The sequence below is a fragment of the Pseudomonas sp. Pseusp88 genome (assembly GCF_047303955.1).
GTDB lineage: Bacteria > Pseudomonadota > Gammaproteobacteria > Pseudomonadales > Pseudomonadaceae > Aquipseudomonas.
The window spans coordinates 381,805-397,072 of sequence record NZ_JBGLYM010000001.1; the positions used below are offsets into that span (position 1 = coordinate 381,805).

Annotated in this window: 13 protein-coding genes; 5 read left to right on the plus strand and 8 right to left on the minus strand. The window is 61.4% G+C overall.

Annotated features, from left to right (window positions below; all coding sequences use genetic code 11):
* The first annotated feature begins 16 nt into the window (after nucleotides 1–16).
* On the plus strand, nucleotides 17–499 hold the full coding sequence (locus ACCD02_RS01830) for an Lrp/AsnC family transcriptional regulator (protein ID WP_413298229.1): 483 nt from the start codon (nucleotides 17–19) through the stop codon (nucleotides 497–499).
* A 135-nt stretch (nucleotides 500–634) separates the two neighbouring features.
* Here ACCD02_RS01830 and lpdA read toward each other — a convergent pair whose 3' ends face one another.
* The 8 genes from lpdA to ACCD02_RS01870 form a co-directional block, all read right to left on the minus strand.
* Nucleotides 635–2,035, minus strand: coding sequence for a dihydrolipoyl dehydrogenase (lpdA, locus tag ACCD02_RS01835; protein WP_413298230.1), 1,401 nt, complete (start codon nucleotides 2,033–2,035; stop codon nucleotides 635–637).
* Between the two features lie 157 nt (nucleotides 2,036–2,192).
* Complete coding sequence (locus ACCD02_RS01840; RefSeq protein ID WP_413298231.1) at nucleotides 2,193–3,125, minus strand: phosphatidate cytidylyltransferase; 933 nt, start codon at nucleotides 3,123–3,125, stop codon at nucleotides 2,193–2,195.
* Nucleotides 3,125–3,745: a lysophospholipid acyltransferase family protein gene (locus ACCD02_RS01845; RefSeq protein WP_259100989.1), complete on the minus strand. Its 621-nt coding sequence runs from the start codon at nucleotides 3,743–3,745 to the stop codon at nucleotides 3,125–3,127. Before ACCD02_RS01845 ends, ACCD02_RS01840 begins: the two co-directional genes overlap by 1 nt.
* A 9-nt stretch (nucleotides 3,746–3,754) precedes the next feature.
* Entirely contained in the window at nucleotides 3,755–4,210 is a 456-nt protein-coding gene (locus ACCD02_RS01850; protein WP_413298232.1) for a hypothetical protein, read from the minus strand.
* Nucleotides 4,200–5,486: a phosphatase PAP2/dual specificity phosphatase family protein gene (locus ACCD02_RS01855; protein WP_413298324.1), complete on the minus strand. Its 1,287-nt coding sequence runs from the start codon at nucleotides 5,484–5,486 to the stop codon at nucleotides 4,200–4,202. The genes ACCD02_RS01850 and ACCD02_RS01855 overlap by 11 nt, the downstream gene beginning before the upstream one ends.
* A 62-nt stretch (nucleotides 5,487–5,548) precedes the next feature.
* Nucleotides 5,549–7,306 (minus strand): bifunctional alpha/beta hydrolase/class I SAM-dependent methyltransferase, encoded by a 1,758-nt coding sequence (locus ACCD02_RS01860; RefSeq protein WP_413298233.1) that lies wholly within the window; start codon nucleotides 7,304–7,306, stop codon nucleotides 5,549–5,551.
* Nucleotides 7,307–7,344: 38 nt separating this feature from the next.
* On the minus strand, nucleotides 7,345–7,974 hold the full coding sequence (locus ACCD02_RS01865) for a CDP-alcohol phosphatidyltransferase family protein (RefSeq protein ID WP_413298234.1): 630 nt from the start codon (nucleotides 7,972–7,974) through the stop codon (nucleotides 7,345–7,347).
* A 204-nt stretch (nucleotides 7,975–8,178) separates the two neighbouring features.
* Nucleotides 8,179–8,499, minus strand: a complete 321-nt coding sequence (locus tag ACCD02_RS01870) for a hypothetical protein (RefSeq protein WP_413298235.1) — start codon at nucleotides 8,497–8,499, stop codon at nucleotides 8,179–8,181.
* A gap of 464 nt (nucleotides 8,500–8,963) precedes the next feature.
* Between ACCD02_RS01870 and hflK (ACCD02_RS01875) the strand changes: the two genes are divergently transcribed.
* From hflK (ACCD02_RS01875) to ACCD02_RS01890, 4 genes are read left to right on the plus strand one after another with little or no spacing between them, the layout of a single operon-like run.
* Entirely contained in the window at nucleotides 8,964–10,916 is a 1,953-nt protein-coding gene (gene hflK / locus ACCD02_RS01875) for a protease modulator HflK (protein WP_413298236.1), read from the plus strand.
* A gap of 11 nt (nucleotides 10,917–10,927) precedes the next feature.
* A complete protein-coding gene (gene hflC, locus ACCD02_RS01880) occupies nucleotides 10,928–11,986 on the plus strand; it encodes a protease modulator HflC (protein WP_413298237.1) in 1,059 nt (352 codons plus the stop codon).
* A complete protein-coding gene (gene hflK, locus ACCD02_RS01885; RefSeq protein ID WP_413298238.1) occupies nucleotides 11,983–13,056 on the plus strand; it encodes a protease modulator HflK in 1,074 nt (357 codons plus the stop codon). Before hflC ends, hflK (ACCD02_RS01885) begins: the two co-directional genes overlap by 4 nt.
* The gene (locus ACCD02_RS01890) at nucleotides 13,053–15,002 is read left to right on the plus strand and encodes a cation-translocating P-type ATPase (RefSeq protein ID WP_413298239.1); all 1,950 of its coding nucleotides are present in this window, start codon (nucleotides 13,053–13,055) and stop codon (nucleotides 15,000–15,002) included. The genes hflK (ACCD02_RS01885) and ACCD02_RS01890 overlap by 4 nt, the downstream gene beginning before the upstream one ends.
* Nucleotides 15,003–15,268 lie beyond the last annotated feature (266 nt).

Here is a 15,268-nt window from a genome sequence, read left to right on the forward strand (position 1 = left end):
GCAATGAGGCGCTGATATGCCAACACCGAAACTGGATGCCTATGACCGCAAAATCCTTGCGGCCCTGCAACGGGACGGACGCCTGACCAATGTGCAACTGGCCGATGAGATCGGCCTGTCGGCCTCTCCCTGCCTGCGCCGGGTGCGGAATCTGGAGGAGGCCGGGGTCATTCGCGGCTATCAGGCCACGCTGGACAGTGAGGCGGTGGGGTTGGGTTTGACGGTCTTCGTCGGGGTCAAGGTCGAGCGCCATCATGAAGCCGAAGCCGAACGATTTCGCCTGGCAGTACTGGCATTGCCGGAAGTGATTTCCGCTTACCTGGTATCGGGTGAGGCAGACTTCCTGCTCCATGTCGTGGTGCCGGATCTGCGCGGTTATGAACGCTTTCTCAATGGCAGCCTGTTGAAGGTGCCGGGGGTAAGGGATATCCGCAGCAACTTCGCGATCCAGGCCATCAAGACGCCTGGACCGCTGCCGTTGGGGCATTTGCCAGGCTGATAGCAAATGGAGCTGTGGATAACTCTTTGTGGGAGCTGATTCATCCGCGAATGGGCCAGTACATTCGCTGAATCTTATCGACTCAAATACCGTCTTCGCGGATAAATCCGCTCCCACCAGGTCGAGTTTGGGCCATCAAGCCTGGGTGGTATGCCCACTCGCCCCCATGGCCGCCTGGCGCAAGGCCTCGGAGCGGGTCGGGTGCGGATGGCAGATCAGCGCGATGTCCTCGGATGACGCGGCAAACTCCATGGCTACGCACGCCTCGCCAATCAACTCGCCCGCACTCGGTCCAACCAGGTGTACGCCGAGAACCTCGTCGGTACGCTCGTCAGCCAGCACTTTGGCGAAGCCTTCGGTCTCATGGTTGATCTTGGCCCGGCTGTTGGCGCTGAACGGGAACTTGCCGACCTTGTACGCACGCCCTTCGGCCTTGAGCTGCTCTTCGGTCTTGCCGACGCTGGCCAGTTCCGGACGGGTGTAGATCACGCCGGGGATCAGGTTGTAATTCAGCTCGCCCGCCTTGCCGACAATGCGCTCCAGGCACACATGGGCTTCGTCTTCGGCCTTGTGCGCCAGCATCGGCCCGGAAGTGACGTCACCGATCACCCAGACATTCGGCGCCTCGGTGCGATGGCCCTTGTTCTCAAGCATGCCGCGCTTGTCGACCTGCAGGCCTACGGTCTCAAGGCCCAGGCCCTTGGTATAGGGACGACGGCCAATCGATACCAGTACGTAATCGGCTTCGATCAACTCTGCCTCGCCACCGGCCGCCGGCTCGACGCGCAGGGTGACGCTTTGCTCTGAACGGATTGCGGAGGTCACCTTCGAGCTGAGTTTGAAGTTCATGCCCTGGCGCGTCAGGGAGCGTTGCAAAGTCTTGCCCGCCTCCAGATCGCTGCCATGGGCCACGTGATCGAGAAACTCGACGACGGTGACTTTGGCGCCGAGACGCCGCCATACCGAACCCAGCTCAAGGCCGATCACCCCGGCGCCGATCACCACCAGATGCTTGGGCACTTCCGGCAGGGACAGGGCGCCGGTGGAGTCGATGATGCGCTCATGGTCGAGTTCAACACCCGGTAGCGGCGTCGGCTCGGAACCGGTGGCGATAATGATGTCCTTGGCCAACAGCTCGGTTTCGGCACCTGCGGCATCGGTGACGATGACCTTGCCCGGCCCGGCGATGCGGCCCCAGCCCTTAATCCAGTCAGACTTGTACTTGCGGAACAGAAACTCGATGCCCTTGGTCAGGGACGTCACGCTTTCGCCCTTCTGCTTCATCATCTGCGCCAGGTTCAGGGTCGGCTTGACCTCAATACCCAGATTGGCGAACTCCTCGCCCACGGCGGCCTCGTACAGTTCGGAGGCATGCAGCAGCGCCTTGGAGGGCATGCAGCCGACATTCAGGCAGGTACCGCCCAAGGTCTCGCGGCCTTCGACACAGGCCACTGACAAGCCCAACTGGCCGGCGCGGATGGCAGCGTTATAGCCGCCAGGGCCGCCGCCGATGATGACAACGTCATAACTGCTCATGGTCTTACTCCTGGTGAAGTTCGTCGCAAGAAATTAAATTATGATCGTAATATAGGTCGCAGAGCGACCAGCTTCAAGTGATGAGCTGCAAGCTGCAAGAAAAAGCGGGTGCGGTTCGCTCTTGCTTGCAGCTAGAGGCTTGCAGCTTGCGGCTGCTTCACGTCCACCAATACCGCACAAGATGAAAGAAGATCGGCGCCGCAAAACACACTGAATCCAGGCGATCAAGCATGCCGCCGTGGCCTTCGATCATGTGTCCCCAGTCCTTGACGCCACGGTCGCGCTTGATCGCCGACATGACGATGCCGCCGGCAAAACCGAGCAGGTTGATCAGCAGGGCGATCAGGGTCGATTGCCAGATATTGAACGGGGTGATCCACCACAGCGCGCCGCCGATCAATGAAGCCAGAGCGATGCCGCCGACAAAGCCTTCAACGGTCTTGGAGGGCGACAGGTTAGGCGCGATCTTGCGTTTGCCGAACAGCTTGCCGCACACGTATTGCAATACGTCGGAGAGCTGCACGACGATCACCAGGTAGGCGATCAACAACAGGTTGCGTCCTTCGTAACCGGGGATTTCCAGGGTCAGCAAGGCCGGCACATAGGACACGCAGAACACTGCGATCATCAGCCCCCATTGCACCTTCGAGGCCCGCTCCAGGAAGTGCGTGCTGTCGCCGCCCAGAGACGCCAGGATCGGCAGCAGCAGGAACACATAGACCGGAATGAAGATCGAGAACAACCCGTACCAGTTGGTGGCGATCAGGATGTATTGCAGCGGCAGCGCCAGGTAGAACGCCGCCACCAACGCCGGGTAATCGCTGCGCCGGGTGGGCGTCAGGGTCAGGAACTCGCGCAGGGCGTAGAACGACACTGCGTAGAACAACAGAATCACCGCGCTATAGCCGAGCCAGAAGGCGATGCCGATCACCACCACCATGACCCACCAGGCGTTGATTCGGGCGTTGAGGTTATCGATCACCGAGTTGGGTTCACTGCCCGCCCGGCGCTTGAGAATGAAGCCGATCAGTGAGGCCAGGACCAGAATGGCGCCGATCCCCATGAACAACATCTGTGTTTGCCTATCCATCAATGCTGCTCCGGTGCCAGGGCCAGCAGCGCGTCACGGCTGCGGGTCAGAAATTGCTCTTTGCTTTCGTCTTCTTCAAGGCGCAGCGGCGCGCCGAAGCTGGTTGTGCATAACAATGGCAGCGGCAGGACCCTGCCTTTAGGCATCACGCGGTTCAGGTTGGCTATCCACACCGGCACCAGTTCCGCCTGTGGATAACTCTTGGCCAAGTGATACAGGCCGCTCTTGAACGGCAACAGGCCGTCTTCAAGGTTGCGCGTGCCCTCGGGGAAGATGATCAGCGAATCCCCCCATTGCAGGGCGTCGAGCATGGGTTGCAGCGGATTGCTCTCGGGTGTCTTGCGTTCGCGATCGATCAGCACGCCATTGAATACACCACTGATGATGTAGCGCCGCAGCGGAGTCTTCTGCCAGTAATCGCCGGCAGCGACGGGGCGAGTCAGCTTGCGTAGCTGGGGCGGCAGCGAGGCCCAGAGCAGGACGAAATCGCCGTGGCTGCTGTGGTTGGCGAAATAGATGCGCTGATTGGGCTCGGGCGTGCAACCCAGCCACAGGCTGCGCGCACCGGTCACGCTGCGCGCTCCGGCGGTGATGATCGTGGCGACCAAGGGTTCGAACATGGCGTTTCCTTAATGGACGAAAGGCAACCAGGGAAAAATCAGAATTGCTGCGAGCATCAATATCAGCTCAAGGGCGAGGAACAAGACCTGCTGACGTAATAATTTCAGGGCGCCCTGGCTCCGAACGGCCCAGGACCGGGACTGTTTATCCACAGGCAGCAGGCCCAACGTAGTCAATGCGTGATCCAGCTCGACGGTGCGGTCATTCAACTGATTGGCATCGTCAGCCAGGTTCTGAAAAAGATCGGCGTCGAAGGCGACGCGAAAGGCGTAGTACTTTTCGATAAGGCCAGTCACAACGATGGCTGTCACCATTATCAGCAGCAGAGGGTTGACGGGTTTTATCCACAATTGAGTGAGGCCCAGTGCCAGGCCGAGCAGCATTACCCCTGTGGACAAGTTATCCAGGCCCCGGCCGCGCCGCAGCAGGCCAGCTACAACATGCAGCTGCATCTCAAGAGACATGTCTTGGCTGCGCCTCCGTTGTGGATAGTCCGGCGAGCATTTGCGTCAGCGCCTGATACTGCGCCTCGTGCAGCACGACCTGCGGCCGGGCGTTGCGCACCATATCGATAGCGTTATCCACAGTGCGGGCGCGGTGGCTATACAGCAACCACGCGGCAAGGGCGGTCGCGCTACGTGAATAGCCCAGCGCACAGCACACCAGTAAAGGACCTTTGACGCGCAGGCGCTCGATGGCCTGGGCGGCCAGCAGGCATTGCGCGGCATCCGGCGGGGTCAGATCGAGCACCGGAATGCATTGGTAGCCGCGTTTGCCGGGTGGCACGATGGACAGCTCGGCGCACATATCCACAACAGCGGCGAACGGGCGCAGGTGCTCTCGGTCAGGGATACGGCCGAGCCAGATGTTATCCACAATCTGCTGCGCGCCGGGCTGGTTTCTTGTCCACAGGCGGGAATTTATCCACGCCGCCGCCAGATACGGCGCCAACAGCCAACGTGCGGCTGGGCTCAGCCGCCCGTTGCTGCGCTTTTGAAAGCCCTCGGCGCCGAACAGCCCGTAGTTCAGGCTGACCAACAGGCAAGATACCGCGGGCCAGGCCAGCCACATCCAGGCACCGCGAAGGATGAACACCGGCACTGCAAAAAGCGCGGCGCCCAGAGCGTAAGCCAATGCCAGGCGCAGACGACGTGGCTGCGTGGTCAGGCGCGCATTGCGCAACGGGCTGTGGCCGTTGTCCGGCCACAGCCAGACACACAACCAACCCGCCAGCGCCCCTGTGGGTAAGTCGACGAAGTGATGCTGGTAAGTGGTCAGCACGGAAACGCCGATCAAAGCGAACCAGCCATGCAGCAGCCAGCGCCACGCCGGATGAGCTGCGCGCAGGTAGCGCTCATAACAGACCCAGAGAATCACCAACAGGGCGATATGCAGTGATGGCGCCTGGTTGAATGGCTTGTCGAACCCGGCCAGCACCGCAAACATCCAGCCGAACACACCCTCCAGTGGCGGGCGCGCAAAGGTGAACGTCAGGGGCCAGAGCAGGAAGCAGCTGACGGCGATCACCTGAGCGGTGAGCAGGCGTAACCCATGGGTGTCGAGCTGACGCTTGGTCAGGCACGCCAGCAGCGAGAAACCGTAGAGCAGGTCGATGGACCAGTAGGGCACGATAGTCCAGGCCCAGAATGGCATGTACTGTTCCCAGTCAAAGACCAGCGTGCCAACGTCCGTGCGCCGGGCGGTCAGCCAGGTGGCGAAGCCGTAGCTGGCAAAGAACATCGGTGCCAGCAGCACCAGCCACAGCACGGCACGTTTCCACAGCCCCGGTTCACGCAGCGGTTTCAATTGATGCGCTGCGCCAGTGACACGGTGAAGATCCCCCAGTCGTCCACCCGCTGGGTGATTTTGCGGAAACCGGCTGCCTCGACCAACTGATCCATTTCCGCCTGGGTGCGCCGACGCATGACCCAGGCCTGGCCGGCGCGGTGGCTGGTCAGGGCGCGGGCGATCAGTTCCAGCTGCGGATGCCACGGCTGGCCGGTGTAGACCAGATAGCCACCCGGCTCCACCGCCGCAGCAAGCCCGGCCAGGGAATCACCGACCATCTGATTGTTGGCAAACAGCTCGTAAAGGCCTGAAACCACCGCCAACGTCGGTTTTGGTTGCAGTGCGGCGAGGTCGGCACGGTCGAAGGCATCGCCTTTGACGAAGCGTGCAATGGGGTCCAGGTCCTTTTGCTCGATCAGGGCATTGCCGTCGCGCACGTTGATATCGCTGTAGTCGCGCAACAGGATGGATTCGGGCAGCGGGTCGACGCCTTGCAGGGATTCGAGAATGTACCGACCGTGGCCGGCGGCGATATCGACGATATGCACCGGCTTGCCCTGATTGCGCAGGTGAGCCATGGCCAGGCGCAGCAGTTCCTCGAGGTTGATCTTGCGCTGGCGAATGCCGCGCCAGCCGATGGACTTCAGGTAATTGCCATCGATCATGCGGCCCAGAGCGCCAGTGCCGGTGGGCTTGTTGCGATAGACGTAGTCCAGGGTGCTGCCGGAATCGAAACCGGTGTCGAAACCCAGTTTTACCCCTGTGGATAACTTGCTGCCCAGGCGCATGCTGGCGCGGGTCATGCGCCAGTACAGGTCACGCAGCGAGTTATGCGGCAACGGCGCGGCGAGTTCTTCGGCTTCGGCGCAGGTGGCGCCCAGGCGGTCGGCGTCCAGCAGCGACGGGCGTGGCACCGGCTGTTCGAGGTTTTGCAGGATAAAGCGCCGGGCACGACTGACCGCCAGGTGACGATCGCGCTCGCCCAGGGTGTCATGGAAGAACCCCGGCAGGACGTGCTTCTCCTTGCGCAGGCTGCCCAGGCGCTCGAAAAAGCGATCCTGCGGGCCGCGATGAACCACGAAATCGGCACCGGAGATCAGCAACTGGGTGGGTACCTGAATCGCATTGGCATCGGCGACAACCCGGTCGGCGGCTTCGTACAGGCCGAGCAGCACGTTGACCGAGATGGCTTTGGTGATCAGTGGATCGTTGTCGTACGAAGCAACCCGCTCTGGGTCGTGGCTCAGGAAGCGCGCCTTGACGTAGCTGTTGACGAAGAAATTGCCTTTCAAGCGCCGCATCAACGCCAGGCCGGTACGGGCGAAGGGCACGTACAGCTTGACCTGGAAGGCGGGCGAGGCCAGTACCAGCGAGCGGATCTTCGGTGCGTAGTCATGCACCCAGGTGGCGACGATGACCGCCCCGACACTCTGGGCAACCACACTGATGTCCTGCTCGGCGATGGCGAAGGTGGCGCCCAGATGGTCGACAAAGGTCTGCACGTCACGGGCACTGGTAGCGAAGCTTGGGCTGTCGCCCCGTGCGCCCGGCGACTGGCCGTGGCCACGGGCGTCCCAGGCGAAGAAATCGAAGCCCGGCAGGTCCAGCTCATCGACCAGGTGGGCTATGCGCCCCGAGTGCTCGTGCCCGCGGTGGAATAGCAGCACGGCCTGGCGCGGCGCGTCGATGTCGGGAGCGGTGGCAGGCCAGTGGCGATAAAACAACTCAACCCCATCATGGGTACTGAAGCGCAGCTCATGCATTTCACGCATTTCGATTTCCTTATGCCGATCGGTATGTGGCGGGCTGCTTATTCCCCTGGTGCCTCGGTCTGGCTGGAGACTTCCTCCAGGCCACGACGGATTCGGTTGATCAGGGTATAGACCAGCAAGGCGGCGATTACAGCGAGAACGATATTTATCCACAGGGCCGAAAGCCAGCCAATGGCCACGCCCGCACCCAGTACACCGAAGCAGAACGCACGGTCACTTTTGCCCATGGGGCCGTCGTAACGTCGGGAAGCACCCACCATGGGGCCAAGCACACCGGCGTACTCACTGAAAATTGCCAGCAAAGTGACCAGCACAACCAGTACAAGGTTCACTTCCGGCAGCAGCGCGAAGGGCAAAAACAACGCGCTGTCGGCAATGACATCGGTCAGTTCGTTGAGATAGGCGCCCAACCGCGACTTCTGCCCGAACTCCCTGGCCAGCATGCCGTCGATGGCGTTGAGGGCCATACGCACGATCATCCATAAAGGGATCAAGGCGAAGATCCATACATGAGCAGCGAAAACAGCGCTCAAGCCGCCCACGACCAGAGATATCGCGCACGCACCAAGAGTGACCTGGTTTGCGGTAATACCACGGTCGAACAAACGTTGAACTAGAGGGCGTAGCAGGTTCTGGAAACGGGGCTTGAGCTGGTAGATCGAAATCAACGGGCAGTCGTCCTTGTCGAGAAGTGAGTCCAGAGCCCTGTGGATAACAATGCGACGCGCTGATGAGTAGGCACGCCAGGCTCGTTGTCTAGTGAAACACAACGTGACCTTTGGCATGCCACATTGTTTGTGCGGCAGGTCTCATGACCGGCATTTGCCCGCAGGATTTCTACTAATGCGCGACGCTGGCCCGAGGCGTGAAGCTTAGAGGGTAACGCGTGCCTTGGACCGTGCGGGGTCGCCGAGCAGAGTGGCCGAGGGCATGTCAGGAGGGGTGTGATAGTTGATATGAACGCCGCGCACAGTGACCCAGTGCTGATCAGCCTCTATATAAAGCGTTCTGCCGCTTTTAAAGGTGAGTCGATGTATATGTCTCTGCTGCTCGTGAATGATTTCATGTCGGACCAGATCGAGCAGATTATCCAGGCCGAGGGTGAAGTTGGGAATATTGATGGTCAGGCAACTTTGCGCGTGATCGCACAGGCGGGCATGCCGCACAGGCGGATGAAGTTTGAACTTGTGCATGTGGACTCCTTACATGTGAAGTGGCCCCTTGCAGGCCCTCCGGCGTTATGTTTCGCCTGTTTCAGCGTCGATCATGAGCGTGGAAGTGTGTGCAAATATAGTCACCAGACATGTCTACAGCAAGCTGTGCAGATGTTGGATAATGTTGCGAAAGTAAACTTCTAAAGTGTTTTAATTTCGTCGAAAAGTGACGGTTTCCATTCTGTTCGTAGGATTTATATGTAAACGCTGTAAGTTGAAAGCTGAAGTTATAAATAATCGCCAAGAATGGAATTATAAATAAAGTTTAATTGTGTCCGGTCAAGTACGAGGCTGTGCAACCTTTCTGCTGGCTGAACGGTTCGTGAAATTTGGCGGACCGACAGAAATTTCACGTTTTTTGTTATATCGTAACGCTTTCTTGGTGAACGCCAGGCGAGCAATTTCGTGACGGGAGCTGGCCTCCAATAGGTTCTGGGGTAACGATGCAGGTTGATCTGGATGTTGAGCACGCAGGGCTGGATGGCCTGCCAAGGTTTCAAGGGGCTGCATTTCAGGCTCGGCGCTTACTGCAACTGACCTATCTGACGGCCGGGATAGGCATTTTCGGACTGGTCCTGTCGCTGTTCGTTGACCTCTTTTCTCCAAACTCTCTATGGACTGCAGTGCTGACTACCCAGGCAGCCGCGTTCCTGCTGCTGGCGGCGGCGTTGCAGTCGGCCCAGGGCATTGCCTTGTGGCGCGGTCGGGCTCTGGGCTCCATTGCCAGCTTCGTGGCTGTCGAAGTCGAGCCTGGCGTCGTCGAGGACCACGGTTGGTACGAACGTCTGCTTTCCCGTATCAGCGGCGGCGCCGGATCGATGCTGACCCAGATGGGGGCATCGACACTCTGGCTGGCGGGTTGGTCGTTACTGGCGCTGATCAGCCTGGACATGACCTGGAATCTGGCACTGCCAGGCAGCGCGCTGTCCCAACTGGGCAATCTGGCGGCGGGCATGATGCTGTTGCTGGCTTTCGGCCTGTTGGTGCTGGAGCGACAGTTTGCCAACGAGCAACAGACACGGTGGCCGGAGGCCGGGCAACTGGCGCAGTTGACCCGCGTTGCCATCGCCGTTCTGCTGATCGGTGCCATGTGCCTGTTCCTGTCCAGTCCCGACCGCGTGTGGCCGGCGCGTCTTGCCGTGCTGATGGGGCTGCTGCCGGGGCTGGTGGCCGTTGAGTTGTTGCTGCGTGCGCTGTTGTCGTTGTTCAGCCCGCGCAATGAACGCCTCGAACCCCGCCTGACCGCCAGCAGTTTTGTTGCCGGTCTGCTGCGCTGGCCGCCGCAACCCTTGCTGGCGCTGCAGAGCGAGTTGCATAACCGCTTTGGCATCGATCTGCGGCAGATCTGGGCTTTCACTTACATGCGCCGGGCCTTTTTGCCGGTACTGTTGGTGATTGCCGCGCTTGGCTGGATCTTGAGCGGTGTGCAGGAAATCCCTATGCAGGGGCGCGGTATCTACGAGCGTTTCGGCAAACCGGTCGAAGTCGTCGGCCCCGGTCTGCATGGCGGTCTGCCATGGCCGTTCGGGCGAATTATCGCAGTGGAAAATGGCGTTGTGCATGAACTGGCCACCAGTGTTTCCGATGCTACGGCCGTCGAACTGGTGCAGGAGCCCGCCGAAGGACCGTCACCGCAAAGTGCCAACCGCCTGTGGGATGCCAGCCACATCAACGAGAAATCCCAGGTCATCGCCAGCAGTACCGGCGACAAGCAGGGCTTCCAGATCGTCAATATGGATGTGCGTTTTGTCTACCGCATCGGCCTGAACGATCAGGCGGCGCTGGCGGCTACCTACAACAGCGCCGATGTACCGACACTGATTCGCAGCACGGCCAGCCGCGTGCTTGTCCATGACTTCGCTACACGGACCCTGGACGAACTGTTGGGCGAGCAGCGCGCGTCCCTGTCCCGGGACATCGGCGATGCGGTGCAGGCTGATCTGAAGAAACTGGACAGCGGCGTGGAAATTCTCGCCACGGTGGTTGAGTCGATCCACCCGCCAGCCGGCGCGGCCAATGCGTATCACGGCGTTCAGGCCGCGCAGATCAGCGCCCAGGCACTGATTTCCCGCGAGCGTGGTGCGGCCAGTGACAAGGCCAACCTGGCTCAGCTCAATGCCAGCGTTGCTCACGATCAGGCGGCAGCAACGGCCCGGGAAGTCATGGCCGCCGCCCAGGCTGCAGACCTGCGCTTCAGCGCCGAACGCCAGGGCTACGCCAGGGCCGGGCAGGCCTTCCTGCTGGAGCAATACCTGGCCCAACTGACCCAGGGCCTGGCCCACGCCAAGCTGTTGGTCCTCGATCATCGTCTGGGCGGCAACAGCGCGCCGACCATCGACCTGCGAACTTTTACCTTACCGGCAGACCCGTTGACGCCGCGTAAAGCCGATCAGTAAGGAGTTACCCCTTGAGTCTGTTCCATAACCATGATCATCACGATCACGCCGGCCACGACCACAGCGGGCATGGCCATCACCACGGCCATCACGCTCACGGTGACAGCGCTACACCAGCGCCTTTCCCCTGGCGCCGCTCGGCCCTGGCTGCCCTGCTGATCGCCTTTGCAGTCGCGGCGGCCAGTCTGGTCCAGGTGCGCTCCGGCGAAGCCACGGTCATCACTCGTTTTGGCAATCCTTCCCGGGTCCTGCTCGATCCGGGCCTGAGCTGGCGCTGGCCTGCGCCGTTCGAGGCGACCATTCCGGTAGACCTGCGTTTGCGCACCACTTCCAGCGGCCTGCAGGACGTCGGCACCCGCGATGGCCTGCGCATCATCGTTCAGGCTTATGTGGCCTGGCAGGTTCAGGGCGACCCCGACAATGTGCAGCGTTTCATGCGTGCGGTGCAGAACCAACCCGACGAAGCTGCCCGGCAAATCCGTACCTTCGTCGGTTCGGCGCTGGAAACCACTGCCGCCAGTTTCGACCTGTCGAGCCTGGTCAATACCGACGCCAGCCAGGTGCGTATCGCCGATTTCGAAAACCAGCTGCGCCAGCAGATCGATCAGCAATTGCTGACCACCTATGGCGTGCGCGTCCTGCAAGTGGGGGTCGAGCGCCTGACATTGCCTTCGGTTACCCTCAACGCCACGGTTGACCGCATGCGCGCCGAGCGTGAAACCATTGCCACCGAGCGCACCGCCGTGGGCAAGCGAGAAGCGGCGCAGATCCGTTCCGCTGCCGAGCGTGATGCACGCATCGTCGAAGCCGATGCCACGGTCAAGGCGGCCGATATCGAGGCGCAGTCCCGGGTCGAGGCGGCGCAGATCTACGGCAAGGCCTACAACGGTTCGCCAGCGCTGTACAACATGCTGCGCTCGCTGGACACCCTGGGCACGGTTGTCACGCCCGGCACCAAGCTGATCCTGCGCACCGATGCCGCGCCGTTCCGCGTACTGGTCGATGGTCCGCCGGATAGCAAGGCGCTGGACGGCAAACCTGGCGATGGCAAGGCTGGAAGCCAGCCATGAGTGAACATATCGAGCCCGAAGCGGGCCATGAGCGCTCGGCAGGCAACAGTGCATGGCTGCAAGCCAGCCGCCTGGCCTTCCTCGGTTTGTATGCGGTGACCTTGCTGGCTGCCCTGGCCTGGGCGGCGTCCAACGTGCGGCAGATTGATCCGCAGAATCGTGCGGTGGTGCTGCGTCTCGGTGCTCTGGAGCGTATTCAGAACGCCGGGCTGCTAACCGCCTGGCCACAACCTTTTGAACAAGTGGTGCTGTTGCCTTCGGCAGACCGGGTGATCGAGCGGCATGTGGAAACCCTGCTGCGGTCCCCGGCCGCCGTGCAGGCCGACCGCACTGCCAGTTTTGCCACGCCCATGAGCGATGCCCTGGCCGGATCGGGTTTTCTCCTGACCGGTGATGCCGGTGTCGTACAGCTGGATGTGACGGTGTACTACAAGGTGACCGACCCCTACGCCTATGTCCTGCAGGCTGATCATGTGCTGCCGGCCCTGGATCGCCTGGTCAATCGCAGCGCCGTGGCACTGACTGCGGCCCGTGATCTGGACACCATCCTGGTGGCACGGCCGGAGATGGTCAGTGCCGACAGCAAGGCCGCCGAGCGCCGCGAGCGTCTGCGTGGCGACTTGGTACAGGGCATCAATCAGCGTCTGGCCGACCTTGCTGCGTCGGGCGTCGGCATCGGTATCGAGGTGGCCCGGGTCGATGTGCAATCGAGCCTGCCTGCCGCTGCAGTCAGTGCCTTCAACGCCGTTCTCACCGCCACTCAACAGGCCGAACAGGCCGTCGCCAACGCCCGTACCGATGCCGAGCGCCTCAATCAGAGCGCAACGCAACAGGCCGACCGCACCCTGCAAGTGGCCCACGCCCAGGCGTCCGAACGACTGGCCAAGGCGCAGACTGACACCGCGACTGTTGCCAGCCTTGCCGAGTCCATTCGGGACAAAAGCGATCCGGGGCTGTTGCTGCGCCTGTACCGCGAGCGTGTGCCGAAAATCCTCGGTCAGGCCGGCTCGGTCACCACCGTCGATCCCCATGACGATTCCCGCCTGATCATTCAGGGAGCTGAACAATGAGTGGCGAAGCCGTTCACAACCATGACGCCGAGCATACTGACGCGCCAGCCGCAGGCAGCATGCTGAGCCGCTCCGAACAGCGCAGCGCGGCCCGTCAATTGACCCTGGCGATGTTGGCCTTGGGCCTGCTGGCGCTTGGCGTGGTCTGGCGTTTGCTGGCCCCGGAGCAGACTGGCGTCAGTCAATTGCTGCTCGGCGCAGCGTCGCTGCTGGTGGCCATTCCGGTGGTCAGCGCCGGCTGGCACAGCCTGCGTTACCCGAGCCTGCATGGCATCACCGACCAGTTGATCGCCCTCGCGATGCTCGGCGCCTGGGCTACGGGCGATCTGATGACCGCGGCCCTGTTGCCGATCATCATGATCTTTGGCCATGTGTTGGAAGAGCGCAGCGTGATCGGCTCCCAGGAAGCGATTCAGGCACTGGGTCGCCTGACCCGCAGCCATGCACGGTTGATCGGTGCTGATGGCAGCATCCGTGAAGTGGATAACTCGACACTGGTAGCGGGTGACCGGGTCGAGGTGCGTGCCGGGGACCGCGTCCCGGCAGACGGCCGCGTGCTGTCAGGCCAGGCCAGCCTCGATACGGCACCTATCACCGGTGAGTCAGTGCCGCTGGAGGCGCGAGCGGGTATGGAGGTGTTCGGCGGCGCCATCAACCTCGATGGCCTGTTGCGTATCGAAGTGACCCGCATTGGTAACGAGTCCACGCTGGGCAAGGTCATCGCCCTGATGCAGAGCGCCGAGCGTTCCAAGCCGCCGATTACGCGCCTGCTGGAGCGTTACGCGGGCAGTTACATGGTGCTGGTGCTGTTGATCGCCGCCGTGACCTGGTTCATCACCAATAACGCTCAGGCGATGCTGGCGGTACTGGTCGCGGCCTGTCCTTGTGCCTTGGTGCTGTCTGCTCCGGCGACAGCGATTGCCGGTATTGCCGTGGCGGCGCGTCACGGGATTCTGATTCGCAGCTCAGCGTTCCTCGAAGAGCTGGCCGACCTGACCTCTCTGGTGGTGGACAAGACTGGCACCCTGACCTACGGCAGCCTGCGCCTGCAATCAGTGCTTGCGGCGACGCCGGAACAGGACGACCTGTTGCCCCTGGCAGCGAGCCTGGGGTCGGCCAGCAGCCACCCGGTCAGCCGGGCGCTGGCGGGATTGCTGGAAAAGGATCAACTGTTGCCCCTGAACGATATCCGCGAGCGTCAGGGGCTTGGAGTGATCGCCAGTACCGAGGGCGGGGAGGCGGCGCTGGGGCGGCCCGAGCTGTTCGAACAGTTGGGGATTGCCACCACCGCGGTGCCCGATCATGACGGGCCGATTGCCGGGCTGGCCGTCAACGGCGTATTCCTGGCCTGGTTCCTGTTGGCCGACAGTCTGAAACCCGAGGCGCGAGCGGCGCTTGCCGAATTGCGCGAACTGGGTATTGGCCGTCAGTTGTTGCTGACCGGAGACCGGCAGAGCGTGGCTGACGCCCTGGGTCGCGAAGTAGGGATCCGCGACATCCAGGCCCAGGCTCTGCCGGAGGACAAACTGAACCGTGTTACGGCGGAAATCAGCAGTGGTTTCAGGCCCATGGTCGTGGGTGACGGGATCAACGATTCCCTCGCGTTGAAGGCTGGTGTAGTGGGTGTGGCGATGGGGGCCGGTGGTGCAGATATTGCGTTGGCATCGGCCGATATCGTACTGATTGGCAGCGATCTTCGTCGATTGGGGACCTGCGTACGTTTAAGTCGTCAATGCCGCCAGACCCTGCAAGTCAATGTCATCATTGGGCTTGGCTGGACCCTGGCAATTGTCGCTTTTGCTGCCTTCGGTCTGCTGGGAGCTGCCGGTGCGATGGTGGCGGCTATTCTTCATAATCTGAGTACGCTTTTGGTCCTCGGCAATGCGGGTCGTCTGTTGCGCTTTCAGGAGCCGCTACTAAAGTTGCAGACGCCTCCACAGCCCTGATAAACCACCGGCCCGGTGCAAACCGCCGGGCTAGAGCGGTAGGCTAAGTATAAAAATTCGCTTGAGCTTTGAATAATTCTGTTACAAATTAATAGCCAGCTACGGATGGGGTTTTCCATTTCAGGCTGTCTATTGGCAAGAATCAGTGGGCACAAGGCCGTTCCCTGGGGTCGATTCATAGCAGGTCGCTATTAAGCCGATAGCCTGAGAGTTCCAGTGTTGGGACTTTGTTTGGATTACCCTTTTTGGGTCTTCTGGATCAGGGG

Coding starts and splice junctions, on each gene's coding strand:
- ACCD02_RS01855 (WP_413298324.1), bottom strand. CDS start 5,486: ATGTTCTTTGCCAGCTACGGCTTCGCCACCTGGCTGACCGCCCGGCGC.
- ACCD02_RS01845 (WP_259100989.1), bottom strand. CDS start 3,745: ATGTTCGAACCCTTGGTCGCCACGATCATCACCGCCGGAGCGCGCAGC.
- ACCD02_RS01870 (WP_413298235.1), bottom strand. CDS start 8,499: ATGCACAAGTTCAAACTTCATCCGCCTGTGCGGCATGCCCGCCTGTGC.
- ACCD02_RS01850 (WP_413298232.1), bottom strand. CDS start 4,210: ATGTCTCTTGAGATGCAGCTGCATGTTGTAGCTGGCCTGCTGCGGCGC.
- lpdA (WP_413298230.1), bottom strand. CDS start 2,035: ATGAGCAGTTATGACGTTGTCATCATCGGCGGCGGCCCTGGCGGCTAT.
- hflK (WP_413298238.1), top strand. CDS start 11,983: ATGAGTGAACATATCGAGCCCGAAGCGGGCCATGAGCGCTCGGCAGGC.
- ACCD02_RS01860 (WP_413298233.1), bottom strand. CDS start 7,306: ATGCGTGAAATGCATGAGCTGCGCTTCAGTACCCATGATGGGGTTGAG.
- ACCD02_RS01840 (WP_413298231.1), bottom strand. CDS start 3,125: ATGGATAGGCAAACACAGATGTTGTTCATGGGGATCGGCGCCATTCTG.
- hflK (WP_413298236.1), top strand. CDS start 8,964: ATGCAGGTTGATCTGGATGTTGAGCACGCAGGGCTGGATGGCCTGCCA.
- ACCD02_RS01890 (WP_413298239.1), top strand. CDS start 13,053: ATGAGTGGCGAAGCCGTTCACAACCATGACGCCGAGCATACTGACGCG.
- ACCD02_RS01830 (WP_413298229.1), top strand. CDS start 17: ATGCCAACACCGAAACTGGATGCCTATGACCGCAAAATCCTTGCGGCC.